We start from the raw sequence: 16,407 nt of genomic DNA on the forward strand, positions 1-16,407 counted from the left end.
ATGCACCAAGGCCGCCTCGTCATGGACGGACCCGTCGACCAGGTCACCACCGCCTACAAGAAGTTCGTCCGCGCGCACCGCCAGGCGCGGTCGGGCGGCCGACCGGGTGGCGGCGGTGGCGGCCGTGGCCGTGGCCGTGGTGGCGGCGGCGGCCGTGGCCGTGGCGGCGGCCGACGCCGCCAGCGCGACGAGGGCTGACGGCTCAGAGGACGGCGCGCACCTGGGCCACGGCGTCCTCGACGGAGGTCACCGAGGTGTCGACCACCACGTCGGCGTCCTCGGGCACCTCGTACGGTGAGGAGATGCCCGTGAACTCAGGGATCTCCCCGGCGCGCGCCTTGGCGTAGAGGCCCTTGCGGTCGCGGGCCTCGCACACCTCGAGCGGCGTCGAGACGTGCACCAGCACGAAGCGTCCGGAGGCCTCCGCCAGCTCGCGCACCCGCGCCCGTCCGCTCGCGAACGGCGCGATAGGAGCCGCGACGGCGGTGCCGCCGTGGTAGGCGACCAGGGAGGCGACGTAGCCGATCCGTTCGACGTTCAGCTCGCGCGAGGCCTTGTCGAACCCGAGCCCCTTGGACAGGTGCTGGCGCACCTCGTCGCCGTCGAGCAGCGTGGTGTGGCGGCCCTCGTCGTCGAGCTCGGCCGCCAGTGCGCGCGCGACCGTCGACTTGCCGGAGCCGGACAGCCCCGTGAAGAACACGACGGTGCCCTCGCGCCGGGCGCTGCTCGCCGCACGGGTCACCTCCTCGGCCACGGGCTCGGGGTACAGATCGGCGACCTCGTCGGCCCACAGCGTGCCGAGCCGTGCCAGGCGTGCGCGCGTGGCGGTGGACCGGTGGTCGGCGAGCAGCACGGACCGGTCGGCACCGTGCTGCGCCGCGATCTCCTCCCAGGAGAGCCCGGCGTCGGCCGCCCAGGGGACGACGACGGCGCGCGGCCGGGTCGCGCCGGTGCCGCCGACGGCGTCGCGCACCACCGTGGCGGCGCGGGCCAGGCCGGGGCCACCGAGCGTTCCGGGCGCCGGTGCCCGGCGCTCTGCGGGTGCGAGGACGAGGACGGCGGCGGCGCCGGCCGTGACGTCCGGCAGCGCGGCCAGCTCGTCGCGGGTGGGTGCTTCGGTGACGACGACCGCCAGCACGTCGGCGTCCGGTCCGACGGCGCGGCGCACCTCGTCCCGGACCTCGTGGGCGGTGCGGCGCAGCGCGGGGTCCCAGTGTGGACCGGCGGCGCGGGCCAGCGGCTTCACGGCCGTCGCCGTCCCGTCGGTCTCCAGGACGGCGAGGGGGGTGTTCTCCGCGTCCGTCAGCGTGACCGCGGCGTTCGGGCTGCCACCGCCCAGGCGCATCGTCGGCGTGCCGCCCCCGAGGTGGAGCTCGAGCAGGTCGAGCTCGTCGGGCGTCAGGACGTGGGTGGTCTCGGGAGTGTTCATGAGCTCTCGGTGCTGTCCTTCGTGACGGAGGCCGGTTCGGCGGTGGCTGGTGCGGCAGCGGGTGGTTCGGCGGTGGCCGGCGGTGGCGGGCGCTTCTTGAGCCGTTCGCGCACGATCACCCAGGCGAGGTTGCCGAGCACGAGGGCTGCGACGGCGGCCACCGCGACGACCGTGACGGACGCGCCGAGCAGCTTGAGGCCCGAGGCGAGCAGCAGGATCGCCAGCGCCCGGCGGATGAGCCCACCGGGGGCGCGGCTGGAGACCTGGGCACCGAACCACGCGCCGGGGATCGCACCGACGAGCAGGGACACGGTGAGTCCGAGCTCGAACTCGCCGTAGAGGACGTGGCCGAGGGACGCCGCGGCCACCAGCGGGACTGCCTGCACGAGGTCCGTGCCGACCAGGTTGGAGGCCTTGAGCGCGGGGTAGAGCATGAGCAGCGCGACGATGATGATGGACCCGGACCCGACCGACGTCATCCCGACGAGCAGCCCGGCGACGACCCCGAGGATCACGGTGGGCACCTTGCGGACGACGACCTCGGCGTTCGACAGGCGGGCCGGGCCTTCGCCGAGCGCCCGGCGGTGCTGGATCATGCCGAGGGTGGCGCGGACCACGAGCATCGTGGCCGCCATCAGCAGCGCGATGCCGAGGATGATCTGCAGCGCCTCGTCCAGGGAGTCGCCGAAGGGCAGGGCACGGATGAGGAACACTCCGCAGAACGCGGCGGGCACCGAGCCGAGGCAGAGCCACAGGACGAGCTGGAGGTTCACGGTCCGGCGGCGCAGGTGCACGATCGCGCCGGCGGGTTTCATGAAGAGGCTGGCGACGATGTCGCTGGAGACGGCGACGAGCGGGTCGACGCGGAAGACGAAGATGAGCATCGGCGTCATCAGGGCACCGCCGCCCATACCGGTCAGCCCGACGATGAACCCGACGAGCAGCCCCCCGACGATGAGGCCGGGATCGATGTCGATCATGCCGGGTGCCGGCCCCCGTCCCGGTGCTCGACGGCGGAGCGACAACCGCGGACCGGTGTGGTCGCCGGTCGTCTCGGCCGTCGGGTGCGCACGGTGACAGGCATGGTCGGAATGGTAGCCTCAGCGGCGTCCGAGGGCCGCGGTGAGCCACCTCCCGAGACACTCCCCAGACACAAGGAGCTTGATGTCCACGACCACCCCGGTCTTTCCTGAACCGGTGCTCGACGACGCCGCCCTCGCGGCTGCGCTGGCCGAGGGCGCGGGTGCGGTGCTGCTCTCCCTGCGCGACGAGGTCGACGCCGCGGGCGGTGGCTTCGAGCCGCGCCGGCTCAAGGATGCGGGCGACGCCGCCGCGCAGGCGTGGCTGGCCGGCGCGCTCGCCCACGCCCGGCCCGACGATGCCGTCCTCTCCGAGGAGGCCAAGGACGACTCGGCGCGAACGGGTGCCGACCGCGTCTGGATCATCGACCCGCTGGACGGCACCCGCGAGTTCGCCGAGCGTCCGGCCGACGGCGGGGCGGGGTCCTGGCGCGATGACTTCGCCGTGCACGTCGCGCTGTGGGTCCGCGGGGCCGACGGCGGCACGAGCGGTCCCGGCGGGCTCGCGGCCGGCGCTGTGGCCCTGCCCGCCCGTGGCGTGGTGCACACGACCGGCGCGCCGTCGTCGGCCGCTACGCGGGACGCCGAGGCCCAGGCCGTGCTGGCGGGGGAGCGTCCGCTGCGCATCGCGGCGAGCCGCAGCCGCCCGCCCGCCTTCGTCGCCGAGCTCGCCGGGCGCGACGACGTCGAGCTGGTGCCGATGGGATCGGCCGGCGTGAAGGTCGTCTCCGTCGTAGACGGTACTGTCGATGCCTACGTGCACGGCGGTGGCCAGTACGAGTGGGACTCCGCGGCTCCGGTCGCGGTCGCCCTCGCCGCCGGGTACGACTGCACGAGGCTCGACGGCACCCCGCTCGAGTACAACCGCCAGGATCCCTGGCTCCCCGATCTGTTCGTCTGCCACCCGAGCCTCGCCGCGCACCTGCGCGCGGCGCTCCAGGGCGTCGGCGTGGCGATCAAGGAAGGTGCCCAGTCGTGACGTCTCACGTCCTGAGCCAGCTCCGCAGCCTTGAGGCGGAGAGCATCCACATCATCCGTGAGGTGGTCGCCGAGATGGAGCGGCCCGTGCTGCTGTTCTCCGGCGGCAAGGACTCGATCGTGATGCTCCACATGGCGGCCAAGGCCTTCGCTCCGGCGCGGATCCCGTTCCCGATCATGCACGTGGACACGGGGCTCAACTTCCAGTCGGTGCTGGACACCCGCGACCGGTGGGTCGAGCGCCTGGGCATCCAGCTGGTCGTCGCCTCCGTGCAGGACGCGATCGACCGCGGCCTCGTCAAGGAGGAGCCCAACGGCTCGCGCAACCGGATCCAGACACCGGTGCTGCTCGAGGCCGTGGAGAAGCACGGCTTCGATGCCGCGTTCGGTGGTGGGCGCCGCGACGAGGAGAAGGCCCGCGCCAAGGAGCGGGTCTTCTCGTTCCGTGACGACTTCGGGCAGTGGGACCCCAAGAACCAGCGTCCGGAGATCTGGAACCTCTACAACGGCCGCGTCCACCAGGGCGAGTCGATCCGCGTGTTCCCGCTGTCCAACTGGACCGAGCTGGACATCTGGTCCTACATCGCGGCCGAGAACATGGACATCCCGGACCTGTACCTGGCCCAGGAGCGTGAGGTCGTGAACCGGGACGGCATGCTCTTCGCCGTCAACGAGTTCACCCCCCTCAAGGAGGGCGAGACCTCCGAGATCCGCTCCGTGCGCTACCGCACCGTGGGCGACGCCAACCTGACGGCTGCCGTCGAGTCCCAGGCCTCCACCCTGAACGCCATCGTCGAGGAGACCGCCGCGGTGCGCATCACCGAGCGCGGCGCCACACGTGGCGACGACAAGGTGAGCGAGGCCGCCATGGAGGACCGCAAGCGAGAGGGCTACTTCTAAGCCATGAGCACCACGACCGAGAACCTGGCCGAAGCACTGACCGACGGCTCGACCGACCTGCTGCGGTTCGCCACCGCGGGGTCCGTCGACGACGGCAAGTCGACCCTCATCGGCCGCCTGCTGTTCGACTCGAAGACCATCTTCGAGGACCAGCTCGACTCCGTGGAGAACGTCTCCAAGGACCGCGGGAACGACTACACCGACCTCTCGCTGCTGACCGACGGCCTGCGGGCCGAGCGCGAGCAGGGCATCACGATCGACGTCGCCTACCGCTACTTCGCGACCCCGAAGCGCAAGTTCATCATCGCGGACACCCCGGGGCACATCCAGTACACGCGGAACATGGTCACGGGCGCCTCGACGGCGGACGCCGCGCTGATCCTCGTGGACGCCCGCAAGGGCGTCATCGAGCAGTCCCGGCGCCACACCTTTCTGGCGACCCTGCTCGGTGTGCCGCACATCGTCGTGTGCGTCAACAAGATGGACCTCGTGGACTACTCGGAGGAGGTCTTCGAGAACATCCGCAAGGACTTCACGGAGTTCGCGTCGCGCCTGCGGGTGCCGGACCTGACCTTCATCCCGATCTCCGCGCTGGAGGGCGACAACGTCGTCAACCGCTCGGAGAACACGCCGTGGTACGAGGGCTCGCCGCTCCTGAGCCACCTCGAGCGCCTGCACGTGGCCTCGGACCGGAACCTCGTGGACGTGCGGTTCCCGGTGCAGTACGTGATCCGCCCGCAGTCGCACGACGCCCGTGACTACCGCGGCTACGCGGGAACCGTCGCCTCCGGCGTGATGAAGCCGGGCGACCGCGTCGTCGCGCTGCCGGCCGGCCTGGAGACGACCATCGAGTCGATCGACACCGCCGACGGCCCGGTCGACGAGGCCTACCCGCCCATGGCCGTCACGGTGCGCCTCGCCGACGAGATCGACATCTCCCGCGGCGACATGATCGCGCGGCCGAACAACACCCCGGCCGCCCTGCAGAACATCGACGCGCAGATCTGCTGGATGGACGAGTCGGCGCCGCTGACGGTGGGCAAGAAGTACGCGATCAAGCACACGACCCGGTGGGCCCGTGCCATGGTCAAGGACATCAACTACCGCGTGGACGTCAACTCCCTGCACCGTGACGAGGGCGTGACCGAGATCAAGCTCAACGAGATCGGTCGCATCCAGCTCCGCGTGACGCAGCCGCTGTTCGTCGACCCGTACCAGCAGAACTCGGAGACCGGTTCGTTCATCCTGGTCGACGAGTCCACGAACAAGACGGTCGCAGCGGGCATGGTCGGCGGCCTGCCGCACAGTTCCTGACGGGACGCGACCGCCATGCCAGTTTTCACGAAGGACGACCGCAACGTCCTGTTCATCCATGTGCCCAAGACGGGTGGCTCCTCCGTGGAGAACCACTTCGTCGCGGCCGGGTGGGAGATGTCCTACCACGACGGCCGCATGGGTAAGGGCAAGCCCAACTACCTGCGGACCTGTACGCCGCAGCACATGCACGGACAGCTCCTGCAGGAGACGCTGCGACTGGGTCGGTTCGACGCGATCTTCGCCGTCGTCCGCGACCCGGTCGCGCGGTTCCGCTCCGAGTACGTGATGCGCCACAAGCAGGAGCTCATGACCACCGCCGACGCCGTGGACGCGTGGGCCGAGCACACCTTCGAACGCTTCGAGCGCAACCCGTTCGTCCACGACAACCACATCCGCCCGCAGGTCGAGTTCCTGGTACGCGAGGCGCAGGTCTACCGGCTCGAGGACGGGCTCGACACGGCGATGACGGACCTCAACGAGCGGTTCGATCTCGGGTTGTCCACCGAGGTCGAACCGGTGCGGACGAGCGAGAAGACGCGCGGCATCTCGAGCAAGGACGTGGAGGTCTCGGAGGGTCTGTTGGCGCGCCTCGAGAGCTTCTACGCCGAGGACTTCCGACGGTTCGGGTACCGGGAGCTCCCGCAACCGCGGACGCCGGCGCTCTCGCTCGCGTCTCGCGTGCTGGGGCGCGCTTCGCGTGAGCTGGCAGGGCTGGCCGAGCGGAAGACGAGCCCGCCGGCTCCGCCGCGTCGCGCTGACTGATCCCGGAAGCGCGGTACGTCCAGCCGGATGCTCCGGTTGCCGTAGGCTGTCTCCGCGCGGTTCACCTGTGCCGGGTCTGGTGGGAACAAAGAGGAGTACGACTGAACATGTCAGTGCGCAGCGCCGAGGTGCGCGGCCGCGTCGCGATCTCAGCGTCTCGTCCACGGAACGCCGCCAAAGCAGGCCGCATCTGGAACTCGATGGTGGTGCCGCAGAGCAAGGTCGTCTTCGTCAACGTCTCCAAGAACGCGAGCACGAGCCTGAAGTGGTTGACGGCGGAGCTCAGCGGCCAGGACCCGGCGACGTTTCACTCGGTCATGGGTCTCGCTCCGACGCGGCAGCAAACGATCCACCGGCGCGCGTCGTTCGTCGACGTCCCGAAGCTGGTCGACCTCGACGAGGACGAGCGCGCCGAGATCTCGCCGGAGAACGGCTGGTTCATCTTCGGGGTCATCCGTGACCCGCGCGTGCGCGCATGGTCCGCATGGCAGTCCAAGTTTCTCGTCGGCAACCCCCGGCACGCATGGCACAAGTTCCGCGACGCTCCGTGGATGCCGCGTGTCCCCGAGAGCGACGCCGACGTCGTGGAGGACTTCGCGAAGTTCGTCCAGGCACTGCGTGGACCGGGCGGTGCCGACCTGCTCAACGACTCCCACTTCAAGCCGCAGACCCAGGCGCTCGGCGAGAGCGTGGTCCCGTTCAGCCACCTGTACGAGGTGTCCGAGCTGCCGCTGATGCTGGACGACCTGCGCGCCCACCTCGAGGCGCAAGGGCTCCCGGGCACCTACACCCTCACCCGCGAGAACGAGACGCCGCTCGCGGTGGCCGGCCGGGTGTTCGGCGACGACGTGCTCGCGATCCTGGACGACGTCTACGCCAGCGACATCGAACGCTTCGGGCACCTGTGGGACTTCGACGCCGTGCTGGCGAAGGACCCGACCTGGGCGAAGGAGGCTTTCCGCGACATCGCCGGGCGAGTGGCGACCGGGCAGCGCATCGCCGACCTCGCGCTGGGCGCCGACCGGCTGCGCGACGAGGTGCGCGACCTGGAGAAGGCCCGCCGCGCGGACCAGCGGCAGATCGCGGGTCTCCAGGCACGGGTCGCCGACCTGGAGGCCGCGCTGGAGCGCAGGACGCTGCGGGGCTTCCCGGGTGCGGTCGCGGGCCGCGTACGGCGGACGTTCGGCGCCTGACCCCGCGTCACGCTGGTGGAGCCCTCGTCGAGGCATCCCCGATAGCGCATTATGATGAACCGCCCGGCGCGGGCGGGTGAACACCGGGAGAAGGGTGGGCGATGATCGGATCTGTGCGGAAAGCGCGCGTGCGTTGCCCTGCCCGGGTGCTCATCGGCGGCCTGGAGCGCACCACGTCATGAGCGCGCCGTCCTCGACGCCGTTCCGAACGACGCTCCGCAATATCGTGCCAGGTCGTGCGAGGAATCGTGCCGCCGACGCGGCCCCTCGTACGCCGCGCAAGCGGAGTGTCCGGTTCGCGCTGCGGGAGGATGCCCTCCACCTCACGATCCGCTATGTGCGCCAGGGCTGGAAGGTCGGGGAGCTCGCGGCTGTGCTGCGCGAGAGTGGCGCCGCGGTGCGGGTGGTAGCGGCCGAGGCCGAGGGCAAGACGACGGTGGTTCTTCCCCTCGACGAGCTTCGCCGGGGAGCGGCGCGGTCCGGCGACGTGGCCGATCTGTGGATGCACCTGGTACCCGAGAGTCTCGACGTCACCGATGCCGCCGAGGTGGAGCCGCCGGAGCCGGTACGACTCGGCAACTTCGCCGCGACGCTCCGTGAGCGCGGATCGAGCACGACCGCTGCGGAGTCCGCGCAGGTCGTGGTCACGCAGAAGGGCAACCTCAGCCTGTCGTTCGGCGCGACCACACGCCGCAAGTTCGAGGTGATCGTCCGCGAGCGGCAGGGCGCTGATGCCGTGCCGGTGCTCGAGGTCGAGACTCACTGCGGTGACCGGCCGGCGACCGATGTCCGCGTCGTCGCGATCCCCAGGGAGAGCGAGAACCGCTACGTCTTCGACGGCGATCTCGTGGACCTGCCGGACGTGGCGCGGGCCGACCGAGGGCGCTTCGTCCAGAGCGCGTCCGTCGCGCTGGACCTCGAAGGGCTGGCTGACCGGCTCGATGCACGGGACGAGCTGCTGGACCTCTACGTCGAGGTCGGAGACGCCGACGGGCATGTCCAGAAGGTACGCATCAAGGCTGATCCCGGTGACCGCGAGTTCGCCTGGGGCCCGGTGCGGCATCGCGGAGATGTCCTCCAGTTCGTCCCGCACACGACCTTCCGGGGGAAGAACCGCTCGCTGCGTGTCGAGCGGATGGACGAATCCGTCCACCGCGAGATCTTGCGGTGGTCCCGCCTGGCGAGGTGGCTGCCCCTGGTGCGCCCGTTCCTCGGCATCTGGCTGATCGGAGAGCTTCCGTACAAGGCCCAGGACAACGGGTACCACCTGTTCAGGTGGCTCCGCGAGCACCACCCGCGTCGCCGCGCCTTCTACGTGATCGACCGGGAGGCGCCGGACCTGGAGCGTCTCGACGGGCTGGGAAACGTGGTCCTGCGGAACTCGCCCGAACACGTACGCGTCTCGTTCCTCGCGAGCCGGTTGGTCAGCACCCATCATGCGGAGTACCTGCTGCCCTCCCGGGACCCTCGGGTGATCGCGGGCGTGCGTGGCGTGCGCGTCTTTCTGCGGCATGGCGTCTCCGGCACCAAGAACATGGTGGCCAACTACGGTCGGTTCGCCTCAGGCTTCTTCACGGACCGTTTCCACGTGAGCTCCGACCGTGAGCGCAGCGTCGCCATCGAGGAGTTCGGGTACCGTCCGGCGCAGGTCCGGGTGACGGGGCTGCCGCGGTTCGACCGGCTCCTGGCCCCGCAAGAACATCCTCCGTCGGGCCTCCTCGTGATCCCGACGTGGCGCGAGTGGTTGACACATCGCGACTCCTTCAGCGCGAGCGAGTACCGGGACCGGTGGCAGGCCTTCCTGTCGCACCCGTGGCTTGCTGAGTCGTTGAGCGACGGGCTCCGGGTGACCTTCATCCTGCATCCCAACATGCGCCACTTCGCCGACATGTTCGACGCGCCAGGCGTGCAGATGCTGCGACAGGGGGAGACCGACGTCCAGACGCTCCTGCGTGACCACGCCGCCCTCGTCACCGACTACTCCTCGGTCGGCTTCGACTTCGCCCTGCAGCACCGTCCGGTCGTCTATTTCCAGTTCGACCAGGAACGATTCTTCGGACCTCAGGGGTCGCTCCTGGACATCGAGCAGGATCTGCCGGGGCAGATCGTGCAGGACGTCGATGGTCTCGTCGACGAGGTCAAGCGCATCATGGATGCTGGCTACACCGTGAAGCCGGAGCATGCGAGGCGTGCCGAGAGCATGGTTCGTTACCATGATCGGCGGAACTGTGAGCGAGTCGCGGCATCGGTGCAGAGCGCCGGCGGGCCCGCCGTGCAGTGGTGGCGGCTACAGGACCGGCGCGGAGCATCCGAGCAGCCGGCCCACGACTCGACCTAGTGATCTGGGCGAATCGTGCTCGACCTCGCAAGATCAGATATGTGCCTCTCCCAGGACTGGAGCAAGAAATGTCGCTCGACCTCGTAGTAGTCGGACTCGGTTACGTCGGTCTGCCTCTCGCGCAGGAAGCCGTGCGCGCGGGGCTCTCGGTGCGTGGGTTCGACGTGAGCCCGCAGATCATCGAGGGCCTGAACGCGGGCAGGTCTCATGTGGACGATCTGACGGACGCCGACGTGCAGAAGATGCTCGACGGGGGTTTCGTCGCGACGTCGGACATCGAGGAGATCCGCGACACCGATGCCGTGGTCATCTGCGTGCCGACGCCGCTCAGCCCGGACGGTGGACCGGACCTCGGCGCCGTCGTCTCGGCGACGAGCACCGCGGCGGAGGTCCTGCGTCCCGGGATGCTCGTGGTCCTGGAGTCGACGACCTACCCGGGCACCACGGAGGAGGTCCTGCGCCCGCTGCTGGAGAAGGGCGGCCTCAGCGCAGAGACGGACTTCCTCCTCGCCTACTCGCCCGAGCGCATCGACCCGGGCAACCCGGTGTACGGGATGAAGAACACGCCGAAGGTCGTCGGCGGCACCACCGAGGCCGCGACACGACGTGCTGCGGACCTCTACGGCCGGTTCGTCGACACGGTGGTCGAGGCCAAGGGCGCTCGTGAGGCGGAGACAGCGAAGCTGCTGGAGAACACCTACCGGCACATCAACATCGCGCTGGTGAACGAGATGGCGCGGTTCTGCCACGAGCTCGACATCGACCTGTGGGACGTCATCGACCTGGCGAAGACCAAGCCGTTCGGCTTCCAGGCGTTCTACCCAGGGCCGGGCGTCGGCGGGCACTGCATCCCGATCGACCCGAACTACCTCAGCCACAGCGTGCGCTCGCGTCTGGGCTACCCGTTCAGGTTCGTCGAGCTGGCCCAGGAGATCAACGCGACGATGCCGTCGTACGTCGCCCGGCGTGCGCAGGATGCGCTCAACGAGGACTCGAAGGCGCTGCGCGGCTCCAAGGTGCTCATGCTCGGTGTGACCTATAAGCGAGACATCGCGGACCAGCGCGAGTCGCCAGCGATCCCGTTGGCCCACGCGCTGCTGTCCAGCGGGGCGGACCTGCGCTTCCACGACCCGGCGGTCGAGGAGTGGCGCGTGGACGGCACGGTCCTGACGCGTGTCGACGACCTCGAGGCTTCCGTCCGCGAGGCCGACCTCGTCATCCTGGTCCAGGACCACACTGCCTACGACGTCGACGCCCTGGTCGCTCAGTCCCAGCGCTTCTTCGACACGAAGGGTGCTTCGAAGGATCCGCGCGCCGTCCGGCTGTGACGGCTGGCGCCATTGGCCACGCGATCTCCCGACTCGTCGGGGCCGTTGGCGTGCGGGCCGTGCGCACCGAGTCCGGGTCGAGGACATCTCGTCGAACCTGTCCATCACCATGCCGGAATGAGTACCTGTGTCAGTAGCAGCTGAGGCCGAAGCGGACGTCACGCTCGTCGTCGTCGTCGACGAGGAATCCGCGCTCCGGGCCTCCGATGTCGTCGAGGCCGTCCGTGCCGTGCCGCGTCTGGGTCGGGCACCGCTCGTGGTCGTCCACCCGGACGGCATCGCTCCCGATCTGTCGCTCGTCGGTGCGGACGGTGTGACGACCGTCGGAGTTTCGCTCGACGAGGGCGCCGATCCCGCGGTTGTGGTCGGCGAGCTGCTGCTCGGTGTCTCGACGCGCTACGTCAGCACGGCAGTCGCCCCCAGGACCCCGCGGGTCGGGTCCTGGGTGCGCAAGGTGCTGCGCGAGCTGGACCGGCTCGACGAGCTCGACCTGTCCGCCACGTTCCCGTTGCTCGTCTGGACGGACCAGATCCACCGACGTGAGATCGTCGGTTACATCGATCGGGTGCTCCGGTCCGGCACGGTCGATCAAGGGTCGCTCCTGGCCGAGTACCTCGGTCGTCTGTCGCTTGCCTCGGCCAAGCCGCTGCTCGAGGCGGTGGACCCGGACGACGGCGACATCGACATCCTGGCGTTCCTGTCCTCTGCTCAGCTCCTGCCGGGTACGCCGGAACCGCCGTGGCGGTACCGGGTAGCACTGGTTCGCCCGGAAGGTGAGGTCGGTCGTTCCCTCCCCATCGCGCTGACGTTGCGCGTCGATGCTCGAGGCGTCTTCCGATGGTCTGAGTTGCGTGCGCGACTGCCGCTCCACGATGCGGGCGACGGCCACGCCCGGATGGTCATCGAGATCGATACCGACGCGCCGGCCCTACGCACCCGACGCAACCTCCGGCCTCGCCAGGGTGCGCTCATCAGTGCCCGGACGGTGCACATGCGCGTCTCAGGCAGGTCGGATGACACGACGCGGAGTGTGACGGCGGTGCGCTACCTGCTCCATACGACCGGGGACGGCAGCGCTGCGTACATCACCTCGCAGTCCGGTGCGGGACGCGGGGCTCGACTGCGGTGGGCCAAGACACTCCTGAAGAAGGACGCGGGGTTCATCGTCCGCGGCACTGAGCACCGTCAGATGCGTCTGCTGCGACTTGCGCGGCTCATGACACGTCCCTTCTTCGCCCGGAGGCAGGTCTGGTTGATCGGTGAGCGGACGGACACTGCCCAGGACAACGGTGTCCACCTGTTCCGGCACCTGCGCGAGACGGATCCACGGCGGCCGGTTTACTACGTCATAGACAGGAGCAGCCCCCAGTTCGACAGGGTGGCGCAGTACGGGCATGTGGTCGCCCACTCGTCGTGGCGTCACCAGTTGCTCATGTTGCACGCCACGGTGCTCGCCAACGCTTACTCGGTTCGCTACCTGATACCCACCGGATGGAGCTTGGCCAACTACACGAGACACCTCGTGTGGCGAGTCGGGGCGCTGCGTGTCTATCTCAAGCACGGCATCCACCTGAGCCCGTACTCAGTCAAGCGAGGAACCACCGGCTACGACGTGTGCCTCACGGTCATGCCCGGTGAGACCGAAGCCCTCCGAGCGACGTCGGGTTACGACTCGCAGCTCGTCGAGGTCGGCATGCCGCGCTACGACGCTCTGACGCCGACGACACCAAGCCGCACGTTGCTCTTCATGCCGACCTGGCGCAAGTATCTCGTCGCCAAGGTGCTGGACGGTTCGGACAGCGCAGAGTCTCCCTACGAGGGATCCGCCTACGAGCGCTTCATGACGGGCTTCCTGACGAGCTCGCGGCTCCAGGGGATGCTGGAGAAGTACGACTACCGACTCACCTTCCTTCCGCACTACAACATGGCGCCGAAGTTCGACGGCATGACGGGATTGGCGAGCCGTGTCACGATCGAGAACGCCAACACCGTCGAGTTCCAGGAGCTGCTGCGCGGCTGCGACGGGTTCATCACCGACTTTTCCTCTGTCCACTTCGACATCGCCTATCTGGGTACGCCCATCGTCTACACACAGTTCGACCGGGAGGACTTCGAGGCGAAGCACTCGTCGCCGTCGTGGTTCGACTACGAGCGCGACGGTTTCGGTCCCGTGACGCACGATCTCGAGGGTGCGCTCGACGCCGTGGAGGAGATGCTCCGGGACGACTGTGCGCAGGACCCGCGCTACGCCGCGCGGATCGAGCACGCTTTCACTCACCGCGACCGGAACAACTGTGCCCGGACCGTCGCGGCCATCGACGCGGCGGTGCTGGACGACGACATCCGTGCCGTCTGAACCGGGTCCCGCACAGGTCGAACGACCATCGCAGACGATCACGACGGGAGCGTGCACCACGTGAGAGAGTCCGGATCAAGAGCCGTGCCAGATGCCGTGGACGCGAGCGTGGCAGGTTCCGCCTACCGACGCAACAGGTCGAGGCGCGAGGCGCTGGGTCGTACCGCGCTCCGCACTCGCTCGACCGGTCTGCGCCAGGTGTTGGCCCTAGGTTGTGCCCCCGGCGTCGAGTACGACCGTCTCGTCGCCGAGCCGTCACGCATGACGGAGCCATCCGGCCGTCCTGATGCGGAAGCGGGCGAGTGGCTACGAGAGCTGGCGCGCGTCGTCGCGCTCCAGCAGGTGCTGGCGGACGACACGCAAGCGGCACTTCGGCTCTTCGACGCGGCTGATCGGCTCCTGCCGTCTTCCACGTGGGACATGGTCCACCAGCGCGTCTACGCCCAGGTGATGTGGCTCTGCGGGGAGACGGATCGTCTGCGCGACGCGCTGCCGCAGCTGGCGAACCTCGAACCTGAGGACCTGGCCTTCCTGGAGACCGATCTTCTGGGCGCGGCGCACGGTACCGGGAGCGAACCCTGGCTGGCCGCTCTCAACCACCAGCTCGCGCGGTTCGGGGTCGCCCCTGTCTGGTTGCGCAACGCGGCAGCGGAGGGGGCCGCCTTCGACCGGCTCGCTGCTCAGGTCGACGAGATCGCGCCGCCTGGGCGAGGGCCGCTCGTGAGCGTCGTGATGTCGGCCTACCGCCCGGGGCGGGAGATCTACGCCGCGGTCCGGTCCGTTTTGGAGCAGACCTGGCGTGACGTGGAATTGATCGTCGTCGACGATGCATCGGGCGCTGAGTTCGACGCTGTGTTCGACCAGGTCCGAGCGATGGACCAACGGGTGCACGTCCTGCACCAGGCGACGAATAGGGGCACCTACGCCGCGCGGAACGTAGGTCTCGAGGCCGCCCGCGGGAAGTTCGTCACCTTCCAGGACTCCGACGACTGGTCGCACCCGGAGCGCGTCGCACGCCAGGTTGCGCCACTGGTGGACGATCCGGAGGTGCACTCGACGCTCAGCCGGTCCGTCCGGTGCAGCCCGGACCTTGTCTTCCAGCGTCTCGGATATGCGACGAGCCGGACCAACGCGTCCTCGTTGATGTTCCGACGGGAGCAGGCGGTGGCGAGCGTCGGCTATTTCGACCACGTACGCAAGGGTGCCGACGTCGAGTACGCCGAGCGTCTCGTGGCCGCACTGCCAGGCCATCAGGTGCGCCTCGACGCGCAGCTGGCCTTCGTGCGGATGACGGAAGGATCGCTCTCGCGCTCCGACTTTCTCAGTGGCTGGCAGCACCCCGTGCGCACCTCGTACCGTGAGGGCTTCCGGGCGTGGCACGCCACGTTCGACGACGGTGCCTCTCCGCGCCTGGACCGCCTCCCGGAGACCAGGGCCTTTCCTGCTTCGCGCGCGATGTCGCCGGACCCTGCACCGGACGAAGAGCCGTTCGACTTCGTCTTCGTCGGTGACTGGCGGCGTTCGGGCGCTGCACAGGAAGCAGCCGTCGAGCGGATTCGCAACCTCGCGGGACGAGGACTGCGCGTCGGGCTCGCCAGCATCGAGATCGTCGGAGTGGCGAAGGCCGGGCGGGGACGGACGTTTTCCGCGGCGCAGGAGCTGATCACCGACGGGACCGTCGAGCGCGTCCTGCTCGACGAGGGACGCCGGGCGCGGCTGGTCGTCGTCGAGGACCCGAGGACGCTCGAGTTTCCGCCGTCCCTCCCGACGAGGATCTCCGTGGATCAGCTGGTGATCGAGGCGGACCTGTCCCCGGTCGACCAGGACGCCCAGGATCACCGCTACGCGGTCGACGACTGCGACCGCAACGCACAGCTGCTGTTCGGTGTGGAGCCACGCTGGGCGTCAAGGAGCGAGCGCATCCGAAGGGCGCTCGAGCCGCAGGTGACCGGCGCTCGGCTGGTGGACCTCGGCCGCATGATGGAGGTCGCTACGTCGCGACCCGGCGACTCCCACCGTCCGCGGTCGGTGGATCCCGGGGACGGTCGTGGCCTGCTCGACCGGGTGCGGGCGAAGCTTGCTCGCCGGAGGAAGGGCTGAAAGGCTACGTCGGCACGGAGCGCGGGTCGGTCGGCTCCGTCCTTCTCCAGGGACGGTCAGGTATCGTGGGCGCGCTCGCACCGGGCCTCCGGTTCGGCGGAGGGAGTCCGCGGTCCGTTGGAGCGGAGCGGTGACAGAGTCGCGGCGTGCCACTCACGCTGGAGGATCGATATCGAGGAGCCCAAATGCCCAAGCCGTCGCGAACAGACGCGCTCACCTTCATTGCTGTCGCCGCGGGCATCCTCGCCGTTGTTGCCTTCGCCCTGGGGAACCCCGACCTCGGCGGGGCAGCACTGGCTGTGACGGCCGTTGTCATTGCTCTGTTGGTCCACAGCATCGCCCGACACGTCGACGCTCGGCACGGTGACCTGCGATCAGCGGTCGGCAAGAACGCGATGCGGATCGAGCGTCTCGAGGGCGAGACTCGGGAGCTATCCGACAAGGCGCACCTGATTGTCAAGTCACACAAGAGGACGATCCGGGCCGTTGTCGCACAGGGTGACCGCATCGAGGAGCGGACCGAGGCGATGAGCCGCCGGATCCTCGCCGATCTCAGTGCCGCCCGGCTCGAGGTAGCGGACAGCGCCGGTCGGTAGACCGACCCAGCCTCTCCAGAGAGGTGGTCGA

Annotated in this window: 13 protein-coding genes and 1 pseudogene; 11 read left to right on the forward strand and 3 right to left on the reverse strand. The window is 69.3% G+C overall.

Features of this window, described 5'->3' with window-relative positions:
* Positions 1–198 (forward strand): annotated as a pseudogene (locus ACWAT2_RS10465) (hypothetical protein); the annotation flags it as partial.
* Positions 199–202: 4 nt separating this feature from the next.
* Here ACWAT2_RS10465 and cysC read toward each other — a convergent pair.
* The gene (gene cysC, locus ACWAT2_RS10470) at positions 203–1,429 is read right to left on the reverse strand and encodes an adenylyl-sulfate kinase (protein ID WP_402375897.1); all 1,227 of its coding nucleotides are present in this window, start codon (positions 1,427–1,429) and stop codon (positions 203–205) included.
* Complete coding sequence (locus tag ACWAT2_RS10475; RefSeq protein WP_402375895.1) at positions 1,426–2,409, reverse strand: sulfite exporter TauE/SafE family protein; 984 nt, start codon at positions 2,407–2,409, stop codon at positions 1,426–1,428. Before ACWAT2_RS10475 ends, cysC begins: the two co-directional genes overlap by 4 nt.
* Before the next feature lie 184 nt (positions 2,410–2,593).
* Here ACWAT2_RS10475 and ACWAT2_RS10480 point away from each other — a divergent pair, with 184 nt between their 5' ends.
* From ACWAT2_RS10480 to ACWAT2_RS10510, 7 genes are all read left to right on the forward strand, one after another.
* Positions 2,594–3,487 carry an inositol monophosphatase family protein gene (locus ACWAT2_RS10480; RefSeq protein WP_402375893.1) on the forward strand — a complete coding sequence of 298 codons (894 nt, stop codon included), beginning with the start codon at positions 2,594–2,596 and terminating at the stop codon, positions 3,485–3,487.
* Positions 3,484–4,386, forward strand: coding sequence for a sulfate adenylyltransferase subunit CysD (cysD, locus tag ACWAT2_RS10485; protein ID WP_402375891.1), 903 nt, complete (start codon positions 3,484–3,486; stop codon positions 4,384–4,386). The genes ACWAT2_RS10480 and cysD overlap by 4 nt, the downstream gene beginning before the upstream one ends.
* 3 nt (positions 4,387–4,389) lie before the next feature.
* On the forward strand, positions 4,390–5,700 hold the full coding sequence (gene cysN, locus ACWAT2_RS10490; RefSeq protein ID WP_402375889.1) for a sulfate adenylyltransferase subunit CysN: 1,311 nt from the start codon (positions 4,390–4,392) through the stop codon (positions 5,698–5,700).
* A 15-nt stretch (positions 5,701–5,715) separates the two neighbouring features.
* Positions 5,716–6,465, forward strand: a complete 750-nt coding sequence (locus tag ACWAT2_RS10495; RefSeq protein WP_402375887.1) for a sulfotransferase family 2 domain-containing protein — start codon at positions 5,716–5,718, stop codon at positions 6,463–6,465.
* A 107-nt stretch (positions 6,466–6,572) separates the two neighbouring features.
* On the forward strand, positions 6,573–7,658 hold the full coding sequence (locus tag ACWAT2_RS10500; RefSeq protein WP_402375885.1) for a sulfotransferase family 2 domain-containing protein: 1,086 nt from the start codon (positions 6,573–6,575) through the stop codon (positions 7,656–7,658).
* Between the two features lie 337 nt (positions 7,659–7,995).
* Positions 7,996–9,996: a CDP-glycerol glycerophosphotransferase family protein gene (locus ACWAT2_RS10505; protein ID WP_402375883.1), complete on the forward strand. Its 2,001-nt coding sequence runs from the start codon at positions 7,996–7,998 to the stop codon at positions 9,994–9,996.
* A gap of 68 nt (positions 9,997–10,064) precedes the next feature.
* A complete protein-coding gene (locus ACWAT2_RS10510; protein WP_402375918.1) occupies positions 10,065–11,324 on the forward strand; it encodes a nucleotide sugar dehydrogenase in 1,260 nt (419 codons plus the stop codon).
* A 130-nt stretch (positions 11,325–11,454) separates the two neighbouring features.
* Here the strand turns inward: ACWAT2_RS10510 and ACWAT2_RS10515 are convergent, their stop codons facing one another.
* Entirely contained in the window at positions 11,455–11,859 is a 405-nt protein-coding gene (locus ACWAT2_RS10515) for a hypothetical protein (protein WP_402375881.1), read from the reverse strand.
* Between the two features lie 123 nt (positions 11,860–11,982).
* Between ACWAT2_RS10515 and ACWAT2_RS10520 the strand changes: the two genes are divergently transcribed.
* The 3 genes from ACWAT2_RS10520 to ACWAT2_RS10530 all read left to right on the forward strand — a co-directional run bounded on the left by ACWAT2_RS10520 (position 11,983) and on the right by ACWAT2_RS10530 (position 16,376).
* Complete coding sequence (locus ACWAT2_RS10520; RefSeq protein WP_480048908.1) at positions 11,983–13,680, forward strand: CDP-glycerol glycerophosphotransferase family protein; 1,698 nt, start codon at positions 11,983–11,985, stop codon at positions 13,678–13,680.
* A 261-nt stretch (positions 13,681–13,941) separates the two neighbouring features.
* Positions 13,942–15,780, forward strand: a complete 1,839-nt coding sequence (locus ACWAT2_RS10525; protein ID WP_402375878.1) for a glycosyltransferase family 2 protein — start codon at positions 13,942–13,944, stop codon at positions 15,778–15,780.
* A gap of 185 nt (positions 15,781–15,965) precedes the next feature.
* The gene (locus ACWAT2_RS10530; protein ID WP_402375876.1) at positions 15,966–16,376 is read left to right on the forward strand and encodes a hypothetical protein; all 411 of its coding nucleotides are present in this window, start codon (positions 15,966–15,968) and stop codon (positions 16,374–16,376) included.
* Positions 16,377–16,407: the final 31 nt, after the last annotated feature.

The organism is Isoptericola sp. GX10416, from assembly GCF_056590155.1.

Excerpts from the sequence above, each read along its gene's own strand:
- cysC (WP_402375897.1), bottom strand. The coding sequence starts at position 1,429 with ATGAACACTCCCGAGACCACCCACGTCCTGACGCCCGACGAGCTCGAC.
- ACWAT2_RS10500 (WP_402375885.1), top strand. The coding sequence starts at position 6,573 with ATGTCAGTGCGCAGCGCCGAGGTGCGCGGCCGCGTCGCGATCTCAGCG.
- ACWAT2_RS10480 (WP_402375893.1), top strand. The coding sequence starts at position 2,594 with ATGTCCACGACCACCCCGGTCTTTCCTGAACCGGTGCTCGACGACGCC.
- cysN (WP_402375889.1), top strand. The coding sequence starts at position 4,390 with ATGAGCACCACGACCGAGAACCTGGCCGAAGCACTGACCGACGGCTCG.
- ACWAT2_RS10495 (WP_402375887.1), top strand. The coding sequence starts at position 5,716 with ATGCCAGTTTTCACGAAGGACGACCGCAACGTCCTGTTCATCCATGTG.
- ACWAT2_RS10525 (WP_402375878.1), top strand. The coding sequence starts at position 13,942 with ATGACGGAGCCATCCGGCCGTCCTGATGCGGAAGCGGGCGAGTGGCTA.
- ACWAT2_RS10510 (WP_402375918.1), top strand. The coding sequence starts at position 10,065 with ATGTCGCTCGACCTCGTAGTAGTCGGACTCGGTTACGTCGGTCTGCCT.
- ACWAT2_RS10530 (WP_402375876.1), top strand. The coding sequence starts at position 15,966 with ATGCCCAAGCCGTCGCGAACAGACGCGCTCACCTTCATTGCTGTCGCC.
- ACWAT2_RS10475 (WP_402375895.1), bottom strand. The coding sequence starts at position 2,409 with ATGATCGACATCGATCCCGGCCTCATCGTCGGGGGGCTGCTCGTCGGG.